This is a genomic window from Dehalococcoidia bacterium, from assembly GCA_021295915.1.
GTDB lineage: Bacteria > Chloroflexota > Dehalococcoidia > Lucifugimonadales > UBA1123 > VXRN01.
Window position 1 is genome coordinate 90,339 of sequence record JAGWBK010000001.1, and the last position, 19,428, is coordinate 109,766.

At 56.0% G+C, this 19,428-nt stretch carries 18 protein-coding genes; 6 read left to right on the forward strand and 12 right to left on the reverse strand.

The window, feature by feature from the left end; translation table 11 throughout:
- Window positions 1-100 precede the first annotated feature (100 nt).
- Window positions 101-583, reverse strand: coding sequence for a hypothetical protein (locus J4G14_00425; protein ID MCE2456266.1), 483 nt, complete (start codon window positions 581-583; stop codon window positions 101-103).
- Window positions 584-910: 327 nt separating this feature from the next.
- On the opposite strand from J4G14_00425, the gene J4G14_00430 reads away from it, so the two are divergent.
- Window positions 911-1,141 (forward strand): hypothetical protein, encoded by a 231-nt coding sequence (locus J4G14_00430; GenBank protein ID MCE2456267.1) that lies wholly within the window; start codon window positions 911-913, stop codon window positions 1,139-1,141.
- 123 nt (window positions 1,142-1,264) lie between these two features.
- Here the strand turns inward: J4G14_00430 and smpB are convergent, their stop codons facing one another.
- Window positions 1,265-1,753, reverse strand: coding sequence for an SsrA-binding protein SmpB (gene smpB / locus J4G14_00435; GenBank protein MCE2456268.1), 489 nt, complete (start codon window positions 1,751-1,753; stop codon window positions 1,265-1,267).
- Window positions 1,754-1,756: 3 nt separating this feature from the next.
- Complete coding sequence (locus tag J4G14_00440; GenBank protein MCE2456269.1) at window positions 1,757-3,013, reverse strand: S41 family peptidase; 1,257 nt, start codon at window positions 3,011-3,013, stop codon at window positions 1,757-1,759.
- Between the two features lie 556 nt (window positions 3,014-3,569).
- Between J4G14_00440 and J4G14_00445 the strand changes: the two genes are divergently transcribed.
- Entirely contained in the window at window positions 3,570-4,595 is a 1,026-nt protein-coding gene (locus J4G14_00445) for a hypothetical protein (GenBank protein MCE2456270.1), read from the forward strand.
- Between the two features lie 134 nt (window positions 4,596-4,729).
- On the opposite strand, the gene hflX is transcribed toward J4G14_00445, so the two are convergent.
- From hflX to J4G14_00490, 9 genes are all read right to left on the reverse strand, one after another.
- Window positions 4,730-5,902, reverse strand: a complete 1,173-nt coding sequence (gene hflX / locus J4G14_00450; protein ID MCE2456271.1) for a GTPase HflX — start codon at window positions 5,900-5,902, stop codon at window positions 4,730-4,732.
- 26 nt (window positions 5,903-5,928) lie between these two features.
- The gene (locus J4G14_00455) at window positions 5,929-7,098 is read right to left on the reverse strand and encodes an LL-diaminopimelate aminotransferase (protein ID MCE2456272.1); all 1,170 of its coding nucleotides are present in this window, start codon (window positions 7,096-7,098) and stop codon (window positions 5,929-5,931) included.
- A 424-nt stretch (window positions 7,099-7,522) separates the two neighbouring features.
- Window positions 7,523-8,380 (reverse strand): diaminopimelate epimerase, encoded by an 858-nt coding sequence (locus tag J4G14_00460; protein MCE2456273.1) that lies wholly within the window; start codon window positions 8,378-8,380, stop codon window positions 7,523-7,525.
- 36 nt (window positions 8,381-8,416) lie between these two features.
- Complete coding sequence (miaA, locus tag J4G14_00465; protein ID MCE2456274.1) at window positions 8,417-9,427, reverse strand: tRNA (adenosine(37)-N6)-dimethylallyltransferase MiaA; 1,011 nt, start codon at window positions 9,425-9,427, stop codon at window positions 8,417-8,419.
- Between the two features lie 93 nt (window positions 9,428-9,520).
- Entirely contained in the window at window positions 9,521-10,282 is a 762-nt protein-coding gene (gene tpiA / locus J4G14_00470; GenBank protein ID MCE2456275.1) for a triose-phosphate isomerase, read from the reverse strand.
- Between the two features lie 116 nt (window positions 10,283-10,398).
- Window positions 10,399-11,604: a 2,3-bisphosphoglycerate-independent phosphoglycerate mutase gene (locus J4G14_00475; GenBank protein MCE2456276.1), complete on the reverse strand. Its 1,206-nt coding sequence runs from the start codon at window positions 11,602-11,604 to the stop codon at window positions 10,399-10,401.
- Between the two features lie 47 nt (window positions 11,605-11,651).
- A complete protein-coding gene (locus J4G14_00480) occupies window positions 11,652-12,851 on the reverse strand; it encodes a phosphoglycerate kinase (protein MCE2456277.1) in 1,200 nt (399 codons plus the stop codon).
- 2 nt (window positions 12,852-12,853) lie between these two features.
- Window positions 12,854-13,867, reverse strand: coding sequence for a polyprenyl synthetase family protein (locus J4G14_00485; GenBank protein MCE2456278.1), 1,014 nt, complete (start codon window positions 13,865-13,867; stop codon window positions 12,854-12,856).
- Window positions 13,868-13,962: 95 nt separating this feature from the next.
- Window positions 13,963-14,568 carry a threonylcarbamoyl-AMP synthase gene (locus tag J4G14_00490; protein MCE2456279.1) on the reverse strand — a complete coding sequence of 202 codons (606 nt, stop codon included), beginning with the start codon at window positions 14,566-14,568 and terminating at the stop codon, window positions 13,963-13,965.
- A gap of 188 nt (window positions 14,569-14,756) precedes the next feature.
- Between J4G14_00490 and guaA the strand changes: the two genes are divergently transcribed.
- Genes guaA through J4G14_00510 form a run of 4 tightly spaced genes read left to right on the forward strand, consistent with a single transcriptional unit; the run spans window position 14,757 to window position 19,419 of the window.
- Window positions 14,757-16,361: a glutamine-hydrolyzing GMP synthase gene (gene guaA / locus J4G14_00495; GenBank protein ID MCE2456280.1), complete on the forward strand. Its 1,605-nt coding sequence runs from the start codon at window positions 14,757-14,759 to the stop codon at window positions 16,359-16,361.
- A 22-nt stretch (window positions 16,362-16,383) separates the two neighbouring features.
- Window positions 16,384-17,640 (forward strand): phosphoribosylamine--glycine ligase, encoded by a 1,257-nt coding sequence (gene purD, locus J4G14_00500; protein ID MCE2456281.1) that lies wholly within the window; start codon window positions 16,384-16,386, stop codon window positions 17,638-17,640.
- 9 nt (window positions 17,641-17,649) lie between these two features.
- Window positions 17,650-18,108: a 5-(carboxyamino)imidazole ribonucleotide mutase gene (purE, locus tag J4G14_00505; protein ID MCE2456282.1), complete on the forward strand. Its 459-nt coding sequence runs from the start codon at window positions 17,650-17,652 to the stop codon at window positions 18,106-18,108.
- An 18-nt stretch (window positions 18,109-18,126) separates the two neighbouring features.
- Window positions 18,127-19,419: an adenylosuccinate lyase gene (locus tag J4G14_00510; protein MCE2456283.1), complete on the forward strand. Its 1,293-nt coding sequence runs from the start codon at window positions 18,127-18,129 to the stop codon at window positions 19,417-19,419.
- Window positions 19,420-19,428 lie beyond the last annotated feature (9 nt).

Sequence of the window (19,428 nt, forward strand, 5' to 3'; positions counted from 1 at the left end):
CCAGACCTCCTGGCCCTGCGGGTAGGGGAGTGTGACCTATTCACACTCTTGGGATGTGAGCTCTGATTCCTCGATCCATCAAGAGACCTACCTCTGCGGCTCAGTGGGTAGTCGATACCCAAACGATAGTTACCGGCGACAGCTTCAAAACTCTGATGTCCTTTACGGACATACCGGCTGGTTCAGCAGAGACAGTCACCTTTTGCTGCACCAATTTGCCGATTGGTGGACCAAGCGTCTTCGCCACCAACAGACCGAGGATTGCCCCTCGGACCATCGGCGCCAGTCCTCGTCCTCGCCCCGCCAGGTAGGCAGTGATCCCTCCAAGAACTGCCGAAATTACTATGTTAGTCCCGCAGTGAGAAGACACGGCAAGGTCAGAGTGGCCCTCTTCCAGGAGCTGCAACGCGTCGTGAACCGCACCTTCAACAGTCTCGGGAGTTGCCTTGGACCAGACAATGAAGCCCCCCGGGACTGAGTAACCACCGATTGGGGCCTCGGTACCTCTTTCTAGTAGAAGAGAGACCGTCGCATGCTCCAGTCCGTGATTTGTCCTTATTTCATTGATCAAGGGAATCGTCAATCGACCCACCTCCTGTGTAGTCGAAAGTAGCACAGGAGGACGATCCTGACCACCACGCATAATCCAGGATCCAGATCCTGGCAGTTATCCGCACATTCGTCTGCTTCCAGCTTCAACCCAGGTTGGGCTCTGTTCACATGATAGTTTACACAACAATAAATACCCGTGTTATCGCTAGTGCGTACATGTGTGAAACAATTTCGGGTAGTCTCGTTCGCTGTTTCACTGATGCAGAAAATAGCCGGAAAAGTATTGAAAAGTTGTTGACAGTTTGGGGAGGGCGGATTTAGCATAGTAGCAAGATCAAAAGACAGGGAGGATGTGCAGATGACGCGCAAGACCAAGAAGATGATCGCCGTAGAAGAGAAGTTCCACCAGCCGCTGGAGAAGATTCTTCCTGAGATGGTCACTGATCAGGGTCTGTCTTCAACGGCCGATCAGCTCGGCGTAAGCAAGGCTACCCTCGGGTACTGGCTGCTGAAGCTGGGCATCAACGTGAGGAGAGTCGCCCTGGCGCCAGGTGAGACGATTGAAATCAAGAGGGTAAGTCCGGTCTAGGGTTATCCCCCCAAACCAGGCCCTTACCATAGTGTGAAGCCGCTGACCTATTAGGCAGCGGCTTCTTAGTTTCTTGGAGAGTTGCTAGCTGTTAGCTGCAGGGACTGAGGCTCTCAGGGCAGATCAGTAACGGGACGACCCGATAGCCGCCCTGGCTTCGCGCTCCCGCTCCCGATCTGTCAACGCCCGGCGTTTGTCGTATCGTTTCTTGCCTCTTGCCAGAGCCAATTCGACTTTTGCCACGTGGTTCCTGAAGTAGAGCCTCGTAGGAACGAGAGTTAGCCCTCTCTGCTCTATCTGGCGGCTGAGGTCGTCAATCTGGGTACGATGCAGCAGGAGCTTACGAGGGCGCTTCGGATCATGGTTATTGCGGCTGGCCGGCGCGTACTCATCGATGTGAAGGTTGTGCAGCCACATTTGACCGTCGACTGGCCTCGCGTACGAATCGCTCAAGCTGACCTTGTTCCCACGAATCGACTTGATCTCAGTACCTTCGAGCACGAGGCCAGCCTCGACTGTGTCCAGAATGTCGTAATCGTATCGCGCCCGGCGATTGACAGTGACTGTCGACGAACTCCTCTTACCGTTTGTTGATGCGCCTCTCCTAGCCAACGCCTAAGCTCCTCCTGAAGTTGTGCCACCGACAATCTCTTCCATCACTTCGACAGCCTTCTCCAGCTGAATCGTCTCGGCTCGTTGGCGATCCCTAGAAGTTACCTCGTGGTCCGGCTCTATGCCGTTGCCTTCAATCAGGCGGCCTTCTGGTGTATACCACTTGGCAAAAGTCAGGTAGAGGCCCCCACCGTTTCCGAGCCGGTACAGCCTGTTTACGCTGCCCTTGCCAAAAGTCTTGTCCCCCACGATCTGAGCACGGTCATGGTCCTGCAGTGCGCCAACGACTATTTCTGATGCGCTTGCACTGCCTCGATTGGCAAGAATGACGAGGGGAATGTCCGCGAACTGCCCGGAGTTGCGAGCGCGATGATCGGTGCGACGACCTGCGCCATCGAGTTCGTACAGGATCAGGCCATCATCATCGATGAACATGCTGACGACTTCTACGACGCTTGATAGCAACCCGCCGGGGTTGTCTCGAACATCCAGAATCAGTCCTTCGACTCCGTTTGCCTGCTGCTCTTCGATTGCCTCGGCAAGATCCTCGGGTGTGTCGCTGTAGAAGGTAGTCAGCCTGATGTGTGCAAATCGGTCCTCGGGCCTATTGCGGACCAGAACGCTGTCTAACTCGATCCGGTTGCGTCTGACCACGAGCTCGACCTCTTCGATCTGGCCAAGGTGCCGAACCAGCAGCGTGACATCTGTACCACGCGGTCCGCGGATCTTGTTGACCGCTTCCAGCAAGCTCAGACCCTCGATGCTCTCGCCGTTCACCGCCAGGATCAGGTCGCCACTTCTTAATCCCGCCGCTTCTGCAGGGCTGCCATCCAGAGGGGCTACTATGAAGAGTTTCCCATCCGCGTTCATCTGGACATTGGCGCCGATTCCCTCGAACGATCCGTAGAGATCCTCGTTGTCTATCTGGAACGCCTCTGGAGGGACATAGTTGGTGTGAGCATCACCGAGTGCGGCGAGAAGACCTCGGATCGCTCCTTCATCAAACTCCTCGGATTCGAATCCGTCCCTGTCCACGTGCTGCTGGCTAATGAGATTCCAGACCTCCCATGCGGTAGCGAGGTCCTCGGGAACGGGATCCGGTATGTCGATGGGAACTGCCGGCAGGGCAGTGGGGAGGGCCATCGGATCGTATGGGACTACGGTCTGGGTTTCCGACGCTTCTTCGACGGCCACCGTCTCAGTCTCGACAGTGGAGGCCGACTCTGATGCGCAGGCTCCCAGGACGAGTACCGCAAACATGGCGAACAAAACCAGTGGCCATATTGAAGCCCTATGCGGATCTAGGTATCTATAGGTATAGAAGTGCGTGATATTCATGCTCCAATTCTATCACTTGGCGTTCACACCCCGTGCTGTATGTCGTCAGTACGGTTCGATAGTCTAAGTCATTTTGTGCGTGAGGTCTAAGTAGTGAGGGCCATTCGATGTTGCGAGCCACGCAGCAAGGCCTGCATCGGAACTGCCTTTCCACTACTGCTTATTACGTCCTGAGGCCAGAAATTGGACTGCGACAGTGCATATCCAGTGAAGGAACAGCCTCGAATTCTGAGCGGCATTTGTTTCAGAATATCCTGAATAAATGGGTTCTGATGTTGCAAGTCGCAGATTCGCGGACTACACTTGATCCGCATTAGCTTTAGTTGTTCTTATTCAGAATTAAGTCATTTTCTGAAATATTAGATGAAGAACTGCTCACAGCAGATGTACAGGCTCGAAGGCCAGCAGACTGCAAGACCAGATCATCGGGGTTAGGTCTTCCGAAACTGCATCAATTCAACCGCTTAAGAGGGGCTCCATGGCAAGGCGGACAAGACTCACCAGGCCGTATCCAGTCAGCACACTGGAAGAAGTAATTCCCATTGCTGAAACCATCCAGAACGCAAGCGGCGGACATCCGGTTCCAACTGAACTCCTAGCTGAATCCCTTGGGACTACTCTGAAAAGCAGCGCGTTCGTTCAGAGGTTGGGTTCTTCATCCAAATACGGAATTACCCTCGGCTCTCACACATCGGAGCAGATATCACTGACGCCTCTTGGCGAATCGCTGACCGCCCCTCGGGACACTGCAGAACGGTCGGACGCACTGAGGACTGCGGCTAGAGAGCCTGACATCTTCAGGAAATTCTACGACATTCATTCAGGGAAACCTCTTCCAGAGATCCCATATGCCTCAAATACGCTCGTTCGTGAAATGGGGGTCAACCAGGAGCTAACGGAAGAGTGCCTGAGGATCATCAGGGCGAACGGGCTGCTGGCGGGCATTGTCACAGAGCGGTCCGGTTCACTGGTAGTTGAAGGGCTTGACGTAGCCCCTGAGAATTATGGACCCGATGGCACCCAAGACACTGGAGAGTGTGAGTCAGACGCGTTTGAGGGACGCGAGAGAGGTGAAGCATCCTACGTTTTGGTCCTGTCCGTAGATGACGACCCTGTGGCACAGGAAATCGAGGGTCTGATCGGAACGCTCTCAATTCCCGTCAGAGCCGCGGAAATCGGGCTTCAGGTATCCCAGGTCATTTCGCCCGGGATTTCGACTAAATTGCGCTCGGCCCGAGGCTGCATACTTGTATGGCCCAGTCCTGAACTAACCGGAGGGGACCAGAAGGTCCTCACAAGAACGTGGATGACTCTCGGGGCTGCCAGCTTTCAGCTCGGGGACCGATTGGTGATCGTCGCAGATGTTCAGGACGGGTCCGAGTTGGCAATGATCACAGACGAAGCTGACATCACGGTCGTAGACCGGAGCGCGGACGGAAGTCTGTTTAGCGAGCTGATGTCGGCGATGGTGGGCACATCAATCATCCAGGTCTCAATGGGCTAACTCGGAGAACTAGAGATGTGTCTACGTTATGTCAAGTTGACGGTCGCACCCGATCTGGGACACGTTACTACTTTACATAACATTTATAGTGCGAACCAACTGCCCGGAGTGTCCTTACCCCTACCCCGACTCCGTCAGGCGCCCAGTGTCACGACACCCGCGTCGGCAGCGGTCAGCATATCGTCGACCTTCTCGAGCAGTTCGTCGACACCGTCACCGGTGAGCGCCGACACCCTTACGGAGTCCGCGGCGTCTGCAGACATCATTTCGACGTAGCGCACACCATCTGCCCCCCACCTGGACTCAACCTCCGATGAGATCAAGTCCGACTTGTTCAGAGCAGTGATAACTGGCACGTCCCTGAGTCCGAGCTCTTCCAGGATCGTCTCGACGACGCTGACCTGCTCAGGCGCGTTCTTGTGAGTGGAGTCCACAACGTGCACTATCAGCGAGGACTCTGCGATCTCCTCCAGCGTAGCCCGGAAAGATGCCACAAGTGATGTAGGCAACTTGTGTATGAAACCAACGGTGTCAGTCAGGAGCGCCGGCCGATCCGAGGGAAGCTGAATTCGGCGAGTTACCGGATCCAGAGTAGAGAACATCAGATTCTCGGCTCGGACACCAGCGCGGGTGATTCGATTCAGGAGCGTGCTCTTGCCGGCGTTTGTGTAGCCGACGAGTGAAACGACAGGAATCTGGTTCGACGACCTCTTCGACCTGTGGAGCTTACGGTGACGTCTAACGCCCTGAATTTCGGACTTCAGCTTCTGAAGCCGTCCACGGACAAGTCTTCGGTCTGTCTCAATCTGGGTCTCGCCTGGACCTCTCGTCCCAATGCCACCTCCGAGTCGCTCGAGGTGAGTCCACTGTCCTGCCAGTCGAGGTAGCAGATACTCGTGCTGGGCCAGCTCTACCTGGAGCCTTCCCTCGCGAGTTCTGGCCCTGGACGCGAACACGTCGAGAATCAACGCCGTTCTGTCGATAACCTTGCGCTCGCCGAGCTGATCTTCCAGGTTGCGCTGCTGGGTGGGAGACAGTTCGTCGTCACAGATGACGGTATCGACGTCAAGTTCGCTGCATGTATCGTAGAGTTCCTTGAGCTTCCCCTTACCCAGATACGTGTGCGACGGCCGATCCACCCGCTGCGTTAGCCGCGATACCACCGTTGCGCCTGCTGTTCGAGCGAGCTCAGCGAGCTCGTTCAGAGAATCCTGCGGATCGAGTAGAGAGCGCTTGCGCTTCGATGACACACTTACCAGTACTGCGCGCTCACGGCGCGGTCGAGTGGACTTTAGTTTCCTAGCTATGCTCTTCCTCCCTCGTCCTGCCGCTGCTAGTTACCGGACCCACGCCAGGTAGCGAGCCGCTTGAGGCCTTCCTCCATTTGATCGTCATCAATAGTAAGTGAGAACCTGACATATCCCTCACCGTACGAGCCGTACCCGGCTCCAGGTGTGACGACTATGTCACATTGATCGAGTAGCTGCTCGGCGAATTCGCCGCTTGAGGACCCTTCAGGGACGCGCGCCCACACGTAGAGGCTTGCCTTCGGCGGATCGAATTCAAGCCCAATGTCAGACAGCACCTGGATCACCCTGTCACGTCGACGCTGGTATACAGCGTTACGCTCATCGATCCAGTCATCCGTGGTGTTCAGGGCTTCTATTCCCATGTACTGGATGGCCTGCGGCACACCCGAATCCAGGTTCGACTTTACGATTAGAAGCGCGTTGATCATATCGGCGTTTCCGACCGCCATGCCCAGGCGCCATCCTGTCATATTGTATGTCTTGGAAAGAGAGTGGAATTCCATTCCAACGTCCATTGCCCCCTCAGCCTGCAGGAAGGACGGATGCCTGTATCCGTCGAAAGTCACATCCGTGTAGCAGGCATCGTGGAGTACCGCCAGATCGTATGACTTCGCGAACTCAACAACCTGACTGAAGTAGTCGAGGTCCGCCACTGCGCCCGTAGGGTTGTTCGGATAGTTGATCCACATTACTTTGGCTTGTCTAGCGACATCTTCCGGTATGGCATTTAAATCAGGAAGCCACCCGTTTTCTTCCTTCAGAGGGAGCCAGTGGCACTCGCCTCCTGCAAACCATGTACCGACCGAATAAACCGGGTACCCCGGGTCGGGGACCAGGGCAATGTCGCCAGGCTCGATGAAGCACAGAGCAGCGTGGCCGATGCCTTCCTTGGCCCCAATCAGGGAGATCACCTCAGAGTCCGGGTCAAGAGAGATACCAAATCGTCTCTGATACCAATCTGCCGTGGCCTTCTTGAACTCAGGCAGGCCGTCCGACTCAGGGTACCGGTGATTGGGCAGGTCCCCCGCAGTATCGCGCAGGACATCAATTACTGGGCCTGGCGTCTCGAGATCGGGGTCTCCAATCCCAAACGATATGACCTCGATGCCTTCCTGTCTCTTTTGGGCGATCTTCCTGCTGATCTCGACGAACAGGTATGGGGGGATCTTTTCTACACGACTCGCAAATCTCAATTTCGACTCCTGGGACTCCGTAGCTGTAGGTACATGTTAAGGCAACAGTGACAGGTGGTAAAGCATTAGCCGAACCTCGGGGAGAACGGGTGGAACAGAGTCGAACGCGCACCAGTCGAGAGCATGGATTAGCTCACATTGAACACATCCGAGGATGTCTAACACCATAACTGCTGGCGTTCTGGAGTTCGCCTAGATCTAGAAAGCAAACTAAAACGACAAAGGGCTATCAAATGGCCGAACCTTAAGTTTATGGCAGGCAATGATTCGCCCTCAAGCTTAATCAGGTTCATATTCTCGGAGTTTGGCCGCCTGGCACCGGCCCTTGCGGGCCTTGAAGCTGACGCTCACATTCAAACTGGGCAAAACTGGATCAGAAAACACCTTGACCTATTCACAACGAAAACAAGGGAGGGCAATACACCTAAGCTGGCCACTCTCCTTCGAACACGCGGCTAACAGGCCCTTCCATGATTACTTCGCCGTCACCAGGCCAGAATATCTTCAATTCGCCACCCGGCAGCTCTACGGTCACTTCGTCATCTACCAGGCCATGGAGACGGGCTGCAACGACTACTGCACAGGCTCCGGTGCCACACGCCAACGTGATCCCCGACCCTCGCTCCCACACACGGACCCTGATTCGGCCACGATCAAGAACATTGACAATCTCAAAGTTCACGCCCTCTGGAAACATCTGGTGGCGCTCCACCTTCGGCCCAATTTCAGTCAGTGGAAAATCTTCAACTGGGTCTTTGAGAAACACGACGGCGTGCGGATTTCCCATTGATACACAGTTCAGTAGAAGGCTGTACTCGTCGACAGACAGAGGGAAGTCCAGGACAGGACCACCTTCGCCTGGGGCAGTGACAGGGACTTCTGCAGCACGCAACCTGGGAGCCCCCATACTGACCGAAGCATGCGTCATCTGGCCTTCCGACCAGATCGGGCGCACATTGAGCACTCCAGAAGCGGTCTCGATATGAAACGCATTCTTATCCGATAACAGGGCATTACTTTCTAAACCGAAACGCACAAGACATCGGATTCCATTGCCACACATCATTCCCTCAGACCCATCAGCGTTGAACATCTGCATCCTGGCATCGCCCACCTCAGACTCTCTGAGCAAAATGAGACCGTCGGAGCCGATTCCGAAGTGGCGGTCGCTAACCTGCCGCGCTACTTCAGACCAATCACGACCTTGAGTCCCAATTACGGACTGACGTGCGTCTACATAGATGTAGTCATTACCTGCACCATGCATCTTAACGAATCTCATAGCGTCTCCTCTGTTCTAATTTAGATAAAGTGTTGTTTATGCCTTATGTGGGGATTCCTCGAAGGCAGCGCGGACGAAGTCAACCGCTCTATCAATTCCTGCCCAGTTGAACCAGGTTATCCTCTCATCTGAGGCCTTGAACCAATTGGACTGCTGACGTATGTACCGATGCGTCCGGAACTTTGCCCGCTGGACTGCCAGCTGCAGATCAGTCTCGTTCAGGAGGTGGTCAGCCAATTCACTGTAGCCAATGCCACTCATAGCAGGCAATTCAGGACCGTATCCGGATTCCAACAGCCACTGAACCTCGTCCATGAATCCATTCTTCATCATCTGGTCAAACCTTCGGTCGGCGCGGGCGTGGAGTTCGGCGCGCTCGCCCGAGATTCCGACTACTGTGGCCTCGAACGACGGCCTTGCCTGCACGGGTTTCTCCCCCCATCGGTGGCCGGACCTTGCCCGTTCAATCGCCCTGATAACCCTCCGTGGGTTCCTCTTGTCTACAGATTCCCATGCAGCAAGATCCTGACTGCGGAGCTCGTCAAGAATGAGTTCGAGGCCATTGGTCAACAGGTCATCTTCAAGTCGTGCACGCAGTTCGGGATCGGGCGCTATACGTGGAACCTTCCATCCTTCGAGGACGGCCATAACATATTGCCCGGTTCCACCAACGAGAATTGGAACATTATTATTGCTTTTAGCGATTCTGTTTGCTAGTTTTACGCGGCAAATGTATTCACTAAGACTGAACTCGTCTGAAGGGTCGATGATATCGACAAGGTGATGTTGCACTAGTTTTTGGTCTTCAGGAGAAGGTTTGGCCGTACCGATATCCATGTAACGATAGACTTGGCGGCTGTCGGCCCCAATGATTTCTACTGGGATAAACTGAGCTAGCCTCATCGCTAACTCAGTCTTGCCGGCCGCGGTTGGTCCAACGATGGCAATCAGCCGGTCCGGAACGTCAGGGTCACGATCATCGGGCGTCACAGACGAAAATGGCGCATACTCACGCTCCACGCCCGAATCTCGGCGCTCCTCAGGCATCTCACACCCCTACCCTACAATGACGCCTGTCGTGCATCATTGCGTCGTGTGAGCTTGGATAGAACGGGTAGTCGCCCCACTCCAGCCCAACCTCTATCCATTCACCCGAGACGCTGCTGTCACAATATCTGCGAAAGACCCCGCCTCGAGACTTGCGCCGCCGACAAGTGCACCATCGATGTCGGCCTGTTGCACAAACTCAGCAATGTTGCCGGAATTTACGCTCCCTCCATAGAGGCAGGGCACTTGGTCAGCCGCTGCCCCGAAACGCCCTCTCAGTGCACTACGCAGTGCTGATGCGATGTGCTGAGCCACTTCAGGGGTGGCTGCCTGGCCCGTGCCTATCGCCCATACGGGTTCATATGCAACGAGGACACTTGAAATGTCGGTCACGTCGGACAGTCCACTGAGGAGCTGTGTAGTCACGAACGACTCCGCATGTCCTGCGCCAGCGCTCCGAACGTCAGAAGGCTCGCCGACGCAGAGAATTGGTCGCAGGCCCGCTCTCTCGGCTGCCGCAACCTTCTGACTGATGAATTCGTCCGATTCATCGAAGAGGGCTCTTCGCTCCGAGTGTCCAACGATAGCGTAACTTGCGAACTCACGGGCCATTTCAGCCGAGATCTCCCCGGTGTAGGCCCCCTGGGGGTCGGAGTGGATATTCTGAACGCCTATGGCGACTTCGGAGCCATCAAGGACTCGTTTTACGCTCTCCAACGCTATTGAAGGTGGACACACGACCACCGTGGCATCGGCAGAGTCAGCGACATTGAGTCTGATATCCGACGCAAGCTGTTCGGCCTCGGAGGGCGTCGTGTTCATCTTCCAGTTTCCGACGATGGTGATCGCGCGCATGATTGAAGTCTCGTTTCGTGAATAGAAGATCCTCGGCAGGACAGAGGAAGAACCGGACTGGGCGTTCAAGTGCTCGGATGCATCAGATATAGCATGGATTACGAGTCGCCGCTAACTCAAGCGCCGAACTTTTTTAGCTTACCAGCATGGGCGAGAAGCTGAAGCATCAGAGAAGTGGCTGGCTGAGTGCCAAGTGGCCCGGCGGCACAGGCCCTTTCGTTGAATGCTCCTGACCCGACACCGGTGGTCAGTTCAGAATTGATCAACATTGGTACAGGATGCCAACTGTGCGCGGCCATTATTGCTGGTGTCGAGTGGTCCCCAGCTATGGCAAGGACGTCAGGACCCATTTCCAAAAGTCTGTGGATCCTGCTGTCCAGATACTCGATCGCCCCGACTTTGGCCTCGAAGTCGCCGTCTTCTCCGGCGGCGTCGGTAGACTTGTAGTGAATGAACGCGAAGTCATGCTGTTCGAGGTGCCCGGCTAGCGTGTCTAGTTCAGCGTCAAAGTCCAGTCCCGTGGGAATGACATCCATTCCAACCAGTCTAGCCAGACCCCTGTACATGGGATACGCAGCAATCGCAGACGGGCTCAGGCAATAGCTTGCACCGAACTCGGGCCAGGCTGGGATCTTCGAGAACCCACGCATCAGGATCATATTTGCAGTCTGCCTGGAACCGAGGATGTCTCGAGCAGCTTCGATAAACTGACCTGCAACCTCTGCGGTAGCGACCGAAACCTGGTCCCTGCCTAACGGTTCAAGCGGACTGACCCCAGTTCGCTGAGGATCAGTGTCACCCACGTCCTCGCCCAGCTCATGCCCACTGAACACAACCACGAACCTGTAGTCCTGCACAGGCTCCACCCATATTTCCACCCCATCGATCGTGATCGAAGCGAGTTGCTCCACCAAAGGCTCCGATTCGGCAGATGGTATGCGGCCCGCCCTGCGGTCAGTCAGTCGTCCATGGTCATCTACCGTGCAGAAATTGCACCTTACAGCAACGTCGTCAATCCCTAACTCGATCCCTATGCCCAGGGCTTCGAGCACTCCCCGACCAATCACGTACTTTAGGGGATCGTATCCGAAGAGTGCGAGATGGCCGGGTCCACTGCCTGGGGTAATGCCCGGACCCACAGGTACGGTCATGCCACACGCGCTTCTGCGAGCCAGGTCATCCAGATTAGGAGTGCGAGCTTCCTGCAATTCGGACTTACCAGTCTCAGGACGGGCAAGGCCTCCGAGCCCATCGACCACCAAAAGAACGATCTTGCTCTCGGTGGGACTGACCAGTTCGCTCAGATACGGATGATCGATCATTGAGGCAGGTGTCCCACAAGCATGTCAGTACGTTTGCCTAACCAGTCCTACTTTGAGCTGCTGTCAAGTGCCGCGATTCCGGGCAGCTCCTTGCCTTCAAGAAACTCCAGTGTGGCACCCCCGCCAGTGGACACGTGTGAGTAGCTGTCGACAAGGTTGAGGGATGTGACCGCGTCGGAAGTAGAACCGCCCCCGATCACGGTATAGGCCGCTTGTGTGGCCGAAATTGCCTTGGCGACTCCAACAGTACCTTGGGCAAATTCCTCCCACTCGAAGACGCCCATTGGCCCATTCCACACTGTGGTACGCGCCTCAGCTAGACGTCTAGCATACAGTTCGACAGTCTTGGGACCAACATCGAGAATGATGTGGCCGGGCGGAATTTCACACGGCTCACACGTCCGTGATTCTGCATCCTCAGCGAATCGATCTGCCGCAACCACGTCAACGGGTATAACGACCTCGTACCCACTTCGCTGAGCGTTATCCAGAATTCCTTCTGCAAGGGAGCGCTCTTCATCGTCGACGCTCAAGTTGATCGTGCCCTGAGAAGCAGCGGAAAGGAACGATGCAACCATACCTCCACCAATCAAGAACAGATCGGCCTTGTCGGAGAGATTACGGATCAGCGGCAGCTTGTCCATGACCTTGGCCCCGCCAACTACCACAGCATAAGGAAATTCCGGGCTCTCGGTAACCCTGTTCAGCGCCTGGATCTCTCTCTCCATCAGCAGGCCGGCTGCCGATGGCAGATAGTGGGCGACGCCGTAGGTCGAGGCGTGTTCACGATGCGCAGCGCCAAACCCGTCGTTCACATAGAAGTCAGCCAGTCTGGCAAGTTGTTCGCTGAAAACTGCGTCATTCGCCTCTTCGCCTACGTGAAAGCGAAGGTTCTCCAGCAATGCCACGTCCCCGTTCGACATCCCCTTAATCGTGGACGCAGGCTCCGGGCCAATGCAATCACTCACAAAGGCGATCCCATCGCGGAGTATCTCAGAGAGCCGTCGAGCAATTGGAGCCAGTGTCAGCTCCTCGATTCTCTGGCCTCCTGGGCGTCCCAGATGGGAACAGAGGATCACTTTGCATCCAACGGCCTTCAGGTGCTGGATGGTCTCCACAGAGGCGGTGATCCTACTGTCATCTGAAATGTCCCCAGTGCCGGGTTCAAAGGGGACGTTGTAGTCCACCCTGACCAGTACAGAAGCTCCTCGGAACAGGGGGAGTTCTCGCATGCTTCTCTTCGCCAGCGTCATGAGATTCCAGCCGCTGTCCGTGCAATTAGCTCAAGGGCTTCTCTACGGGACTCGTCCCGAAGCGCGTTCGCCAGCCTGTCCCCAGATTCACTCAACTGAGCGTCGATCTGAGATCGAGCCTGTTCTGTTCCTCCGATGTTGTCAACCAGGGTTGCCAGACCTTTTGCATCTGATGGGTCAAGGACCCGCTTAAAGTAGTAGTCACCAAGTTGCCTTCTCTGCTGGGGAGTTGCCTCCTCAAACGCCCAGACGACGGGATAGAGCTTTCGTTTGTTCATCAGGTCGTCAGAAGGGACGCCGTCGATTTCAAGTGCGCTGGAAATCTGTTGGAGGTCCTCAGCAATCTGTGCGGCGACACCTAGACTTCGTCCCCATTCAACTGCCGGGTTTCTGTCGTCAGGACTCGTTCCGCATATCAGAGAACCGAATTCAGTGGCGCATGCGAAGAGGGATCCTGTCTTCAATGTCGCCATCTTCAGATAAGAATCAGAAGACAAATCCAGCCGTTCTTGGAACTCCAACTCCATGAACCTGCCTTCACAGGTCGCCAGGCTGGCCCTATCAAGGACACGGATGGCTTCAAACACAGACTCGGGGCCGAAACCTCTCTCCTTCATGCCCAGGAGGGCCATTCTCGCCAGGGCATGCATTCCATCGCCAGCGTTGATAGCCTGAGCTGGGCCCCACTTCCACCAGACGGTATCTCGTCCATCCCGCTCTATTCGACCACTCTGGACGTCATCATGAATATCGCAGAAATTCTGGACCAGTTCGATGGCGGCAGCGGCGGGCAGTGCGTCCTCGACGTTGCCGCCTAGAGCTGCACAGGTGCCCAGGCAGAGTGAACCCAGTCTCCGGAGAGGGGAACCCTGATCAAACCCGGGGTCTGCACTCCAGCCCAACTGGTGCCCCATCATCGAATACAGGGGCAGGTCTCGAGTGGCTACAACGCGCCTCAGCTCGCTGTCTACGAGGTCGCTGTATTCCTCAAGCTGGGAACTGGACGCCAATGGAGCAACTACCGAGCAGGTCTGGATTAGGGCGGACGAAGCGGGTGCTGATGTTCTCTCAATGCCCTCACGCCTGCGCGACGATTCTACATGCCCTAAGCTGAGCCTGTCACTTGTTCAATTGCCGCTCTTGGTACCGCGCCTTCGCGCAGTATTCTTGGAGGGCTAACAGAAGCATCCACGACCGTAGAGGGTCTCGAAGGCGGCAACTCACCGCCGTCGAACACCATATCCAGGCTGTGCCCAAGCTGTTCGAGGACCGACTTCGCAGACGAGAGCGCATCTGTTCCGCTGATGTTTGCGGACGTCGCCGTGATTGGAGCCCCCAGGGCCGAGACTAACTCACGGGGAACGGGATGGTCGGCGATTCGTAGGCCCACCGTGTCCAGCCCTCCAGATACAACTGAAGGAATGATGTCGGCCTTAGGCACGACAATGGTCATCTGTCCCGGCCAGAATGCCCGTGCAAGTTCTATTGCTTCGTCTGGGATTTCCCTGCCGTACCTGTACAGATCTTCTACCTGCCCAATCAAGACCGGAATCGGACTAGTATCTTCCCTTCCCTTTAGATCGAACACTTTATCGACCGCTTTCTCATAAAGCGCATTGGCGGCAACACCATAGACAGTGTCAGTCGGAATACCTACCACGCCGCCATTTCGGAGGATATCTATAGCTTGTTTGAGTGACGTTGAAAGCATTTGTAGATGTGCCGCCTGAGGCCCGAACGGGACAAGAATAGTCGTGAAAGTGATCGCAATTCAGCATGCATTTGCTTGACCCTAATGTAACACAGGTGCTAGCCTGAAATTTGCTCGGAGCCATGTCTTAACCCCGCCCTGAATCGTAAATTGGTACCCCTACTTCCAATAGTAAAATGGGTGCGTTGATGTACTCCAAGGATGCCCCTGGCGCCAGTCAGCGGCACTCGGACACACCCGCTGAAGTGTCTGCGTCCAGCGAGTCCATTGTGATAGTGGACTTCGGATCGCAGTACTCTCGCCTGATAGCCCGCAGGGTGCGGGAGGCGAATGTCTACTGCGAACTCATTCCACACACTGCACCTTGGGAGACGGTTGAGCCCCTGAGCCCGAAGGGCGTTATCCTCTCCGGTGGGCCCGCCAGTGTCTACGAGACCGGTGCTCCACTCGCTCCAGATTGGGTCTATGACTCTGGCCTCCCTGTACTTGGCATCTGCTACGGGATGCAGGCCATGGTCCACCAGCTCGGCGGTCGAGTTGCACCAGGAACTCACCGTGAATACGGGTATGCCGAACTTCAGATCATTGCCGCAGGGGAACCACTATTTGCGGGTGTCTCGATCTCGCCACAGGTATGGATGAGCCATGGCGACAACATCACCGAGATGCCAGAGGGCTTCAGAGCTCTGGCAAATACGGACAACTCGCCAATTGCCGCCCTTGGAGACGGGGCTGGACGACTAGGACTCCAATTCCACCCTGAAGTTGTGCACACTCCAGAGGGAATCAAGCTCATTCACAACTTCCTGTACGGAGTATGCGGATGTACTGGATCATGGAACGCCGGTAACTTCGTCGCCGAATCAGTGGCGGCCATCAGGAGCCAGGTAGGTGATGGAAAGGTCATCTGCGCCCTCTCTGGAGGTGTAGATTCGGCAGTGGCAGCGTCGCTCGTACATGCCGCCGTTGGAGAGCAATTGACGTGCGTCTTCGTCAACAACGGGCTGCTCCGTCACGGTGAACCCGAGCGGGTCAGAGACACCTTCGAGAGCTACATGGAAATGAACCTGGCCCACGTTGACGCCACCGAGCGTTTCCTGGGCGCACTCAGGGGCGTTACAGACCCGGAAACCAAACGAAAGATAATAGGTGAGGAGTTCATCAACGTCTTCGAAGTGGAAGCTTCGAGGCTCGGCCAAGTTGACTTCCTCGCCCAAGGTACGCTCTATCCTGACGTTATTGAGAGCTACGTTCCCGGAGACGACGTATCCGCCAAGATAAAGTCTCACCACAACGTCGGGGGCCTTCCTGAACACATGCGAATGGACCTTGTGGAGCCTCTGAGGTTCCTGTTCAAGGACGAGGTCAGGCAGGTTGGACTCGAACTTGGCTTGCCTGAGCAGGTAGTCAACAGACAACCCTTCCCAGGCCCGGGTCTAGCGATCCGCATTGTTGGCGAAGTAACCCACGACGCTTTGGATACGTTGCGGGACGCCGACCGGATCGTCATGGAAGAGGTCGAACGCAGCGGACTCTACAACGAACTGTGGCAAAGTTTTGCAGTTCTGACCGACTCGAGATCTGTTGGCGTCACCGGAGACTTCAGGACTTATGGCAACGTGATCGCCATACGAGCAGTCAGCAGTGATGACGCCATGACCGCTGACTGGGCCCGGATACCGCACGATGTGCTGGCCCGAATGTCCAGCCGCATCTCAAACGAAGTGCCGGGCGTAAACAGGGTCGTTTACGACATTACAAGCAAGCCGCCGGGCACAATCGAGTGGGAATGATTCGCCGACTCGGAGCTTCCTGGTGAGAGTACTCATCGTGGGAGGCGGGGCGCGTGAGCATGCCTTGACCTGGAAGGCGGCCAGCAGCCATCACTCTCCTGAGCTGTTCATCGCTCCGGGAAATGCCGGCACTGCGGAGCTTGGGCAGAACATCGATATCGACGCCGAGGACATTGACGGCCTGCTGGGTTTTGCCCGAGCGGAAACTGTAGACCTCACCATTGTCGGTCCAGAAGTGCCGCTTGCTGAGGGTCTGGTTGACCGTTTCGTTGAGCACTCCCTGCCGATCTTTGGCCCGACGAGAGCGGCGGCCCGAATCGAGTCCAGCAAAGCCTTTGCCAAAGAAGTTATGAGTGCCGCAGCGGTACCCACGGCGAAAGCAAGTGTTTTCACAGACTACGAATCGGCCGTTGTTCACATCAGCACACTTGCGCCTCCATACGTCGTCAAGGCAGACGGACTGGCTGCCGGAAAGGGTGTGGTCATGGCCCACGATCAGGAGTCGGCTCGCGAAGCAGCACATTCCATGTTTGTCGACCGGTCATTTGGGGCGGCTGGCAGCACCGTGCTGATCGAGGAGTGGATGCAAGGCCAGGAGATCAGTGTCTTCGCATTCCTGGACAGCGAATACGTGTCAGAGGTCGCTGTCGCCTGTGACTACAAGCGCATCTTCGACAACGATCTCGGACCCAACACCGGGGGGATGGGCAGTTATAGTCCCCCACCCTTCTGGGACTCTGAGTTAGAAGCCAGGGTAAGGTCAGAGATCGTGGAGCCGGTGGCAAGGCAGTTGTCCGAAATGGGCTGTCCCTTCCGTGGCATCCTGTACGCCGGGGTCATGATCACTGACGAGGGTCCGAGAGTGTTCGAGTTCAACTGCCGTATGGGTGACCCTGAAGCGCAGGTTGTCATTCCAAGGCTGAAGTCCGATCTGTTAGACATTGCACTTGCAACGGTTGAAGGGCGTCTGTCACAGTTTAAGGTCGAATGGGCCACCGATTCCTGGGTTGGCGTCGTAATGGCGTCTGATGGATATCCAGGATCGTATGAGACCGGTCATGAGATAACTGGAATTCCGGAGACTTCGGACGACTTCATAGTGTTTCATGCAGGCACACGTATCGAAAATGAGAAGACCGTCACGTCAGGTGGTCGAGTGCTTACTGCAGCGGCACGAGGCACAGACATATCTGACGCCCGACTTCGGGCGTATGACCTGGCTGGCGAAATAGAGTTTGCAAACTCATACTATCGAACTGACATTGCTGCATCTATCTGAGGAGGAATCATGGCGCTCGTAGGCGTTCTTATGGGAAGCAGTTCCGACCGGCCCGCAATGGAGCCGACAGTAGAAGTCCTGAACCAACTTGGTGTCGAGCATGAAGTCGAGGTGATGTCCGCCCATCGCACCCCGGACAGGGTACGAGAGTACGGGATCACGGCAAGGGAACGTGGCATTGAGGTAATTATAGCCGGAGCCGGCGGTTCCGCAGGCCTTCCAGGTGTCCTCGCTTCCTGGACTACACTGCCCATAATTGGAGTCCCGATACCCTCCAGCGATCTCAAGGGTATCGACGCGCTGTATGCGATCGCACAGATGCCTCCTGGCATCCCGGTGGCGTGTGTCGCCGTCGGATCGTGGGGTGCACGAAACGCCGCATTCCTGGCTGCACAGATACTGGGTGGGAAGCACGAAAACATCCAAAAGGCCTATGATGACTACCGAGAGTCACTCAGAAGCCGCTAACAGGCACGGGAACCCAAGATGATCGAACGATACGCCCGACCTCGAATGAAGCAGGTCTGGTCAGACGAAAGCAAGTACGATAAGTGGCTTCAGGTCGAGCTTGCAGTGTGCGAGGCATGGACTGCCGCAGGTGTAATACCTGAAGAAGACATGCGTAAGCTCCGCAAGTCGGAATACGACATTGACCGGCTGAACGAGATACTTCGAGTCACCAAGCACGACATGACAGCATTTCTGGGCTCGGTCACGGAAGGACTTGGCCCGGAGGGACGCTGGCTACACCTTGGACTGACTACCAGTGATGTCTGGGACACAGCTACCAGTCTCCAGCTCGTGGCTGCAGCAGACGCCCTCGAAGATGAGATCGAGCGCTGCATAGAGGCGCTCGGAACCCGCGCCGTCGAGCACAAGAACACACTTATGATGGGGCGCACTCACGGAGTGCATGCGGAGCCGGTTACCCTGGGACTGAAACTCGCCCTCTGGTGGGACGAGATGCGCCGGAACCGGTCCCGCCTTCGCCACGCCAGGAAGGACATCGCGGTTGGCAAGATCTCTGGACCTGTGGGAACTCACGCGACCGTGCCGCCCGACGTAGAAGCCAGAGTCTGCAAGGAGCTCGGCATTGACGTGGCTCCTGTTTCCAACCAGGTTGTCCAGCGTGACCGCCACGCAGCGTTCATCACTACACTGGCCGTAATCGCCGCCTCGCTCGAGAAATTCGCCACTGAGGTCAGAGGTCTCCAGCGTACTGAGATTCGAGAGCTGGAAGAGCCATTCTCTGAAGGACAGACGGGCTCGTCATCGATGCCACACAAGCGAAATCCAGAGCTGAGCGAGAGGGTGTGCGGCCTGGCAAGGTTGATCCGCGGTCACTCAGTTACTGCCCTTGAAAACGTAGCTCTTTGGGGAGAGCGTGACATAAGCCACTCCTCCGCGGAGAGGCTTATCCTTCCAGACTCGTGCATGGCGCTGGACTACATTCTGGATCTGTTCACAGGTGTCGTAGCTGGTATGCGCGTCTATCCAGAGCGCATGATTCAAAATATCGAGATGACGAGGGGACTCCTCTTCTCCCAGAGGCTCATGCTCACACTTATCGAAAAGGGTGTCAGCAGGGACGACGCCTACAAGGTCATGCAGACCAACTCCTCCCGAACGTGGGACGAAGACCATGACTTCAGAGAGTTGGTTCGAAGTGATCCCACGGTGACGATGTATATGAGCCAGGCAGACCTGGACGACACCTTCGATTACGGCTACTACGTCCGATTCGTCGACGACGTGTTCGACAGAATCGGACTCAACTAAGCTGTCAGT

Excerpts from the sequence above, each read along its gene's own strand:
- J4G14_00430 (MCE2456267.1), top strand. The coding sequence starts at position 911 with ATGACGCGCAAGACCAAGAAGATGATCGCCGTAGAAGAGAAGTTCCAC.
- J4G14_00440 (MCE2456269.1), bottom strand. The coding sequence starts at position 3,013 with ATGTTTGCGGTACTCGTCCTGGGAGCCTGCGCATCAGAGTCGGCCTCC.
- J4G14_00445 (MCE2456270.1), top strand. The coding sequence starts at position 3,570 with ATGGCAAGGCGGACAAGACTCACCAGGCCGTATCCAGTCAGCACACTG.
- J4G14_00460 (MCE2456273.1), bottom strand. The coding sequence starts at position 8,380 with ATGAGATTCGTTAAGATGCATGGTGCAGGTAATGACTACATCTATGTA.
- miaA (MCE2456274.1), bottom strand. The coding sequence starts at position 9,427 with ATGCCTGAGGAGCGCCGAGATTCGGGCGTGGAGCGTGAGTATGCGCCA.
- tpiA (MCE2456275.1), bottom strand. The coding sequence starts at position 10,282 with ATGCGCGCGATCACCATCGTCGGAAACTGGAAGATGAACACGACGCCC.
- J4G14_00475 (MCE2456276.1), bottom strand. The coding sequence starts at position 11,604 with ATGATCGATCATCCGTATCTGAGCGAACTGGTCAGTCCCACCGAGAGC.
- J4G14_00490 (MCE2456279.1), bottom strand. The coding sequence starts at position 14,568 with ATGCTTTCAACGTCACTCAAACAAGCTATAGATATCCTCCGAAATGGC.
- guaA (MCE2456280.1), top strand. The coding sequence starts at position 14,757 with ATGTACTCCAAGGATGCCCCTGGCGCCAGTCAGCGGCACTCGGACACA.
- purE (MCE2456282.1), top strand. The coding sequence starts at position 17,650 with ATGGCGCTCGTAGGCGTTCTTATGGGAAGCAGTTCCGACCGGCCCGCA.
- J4G14_00510 (MCE2456283.1), top strand. The coding sequence starts at position 18,127 with ATGATCGAACGATACGCCCGACCTCGAATGAAGCAGGTCTGGTCAGAC.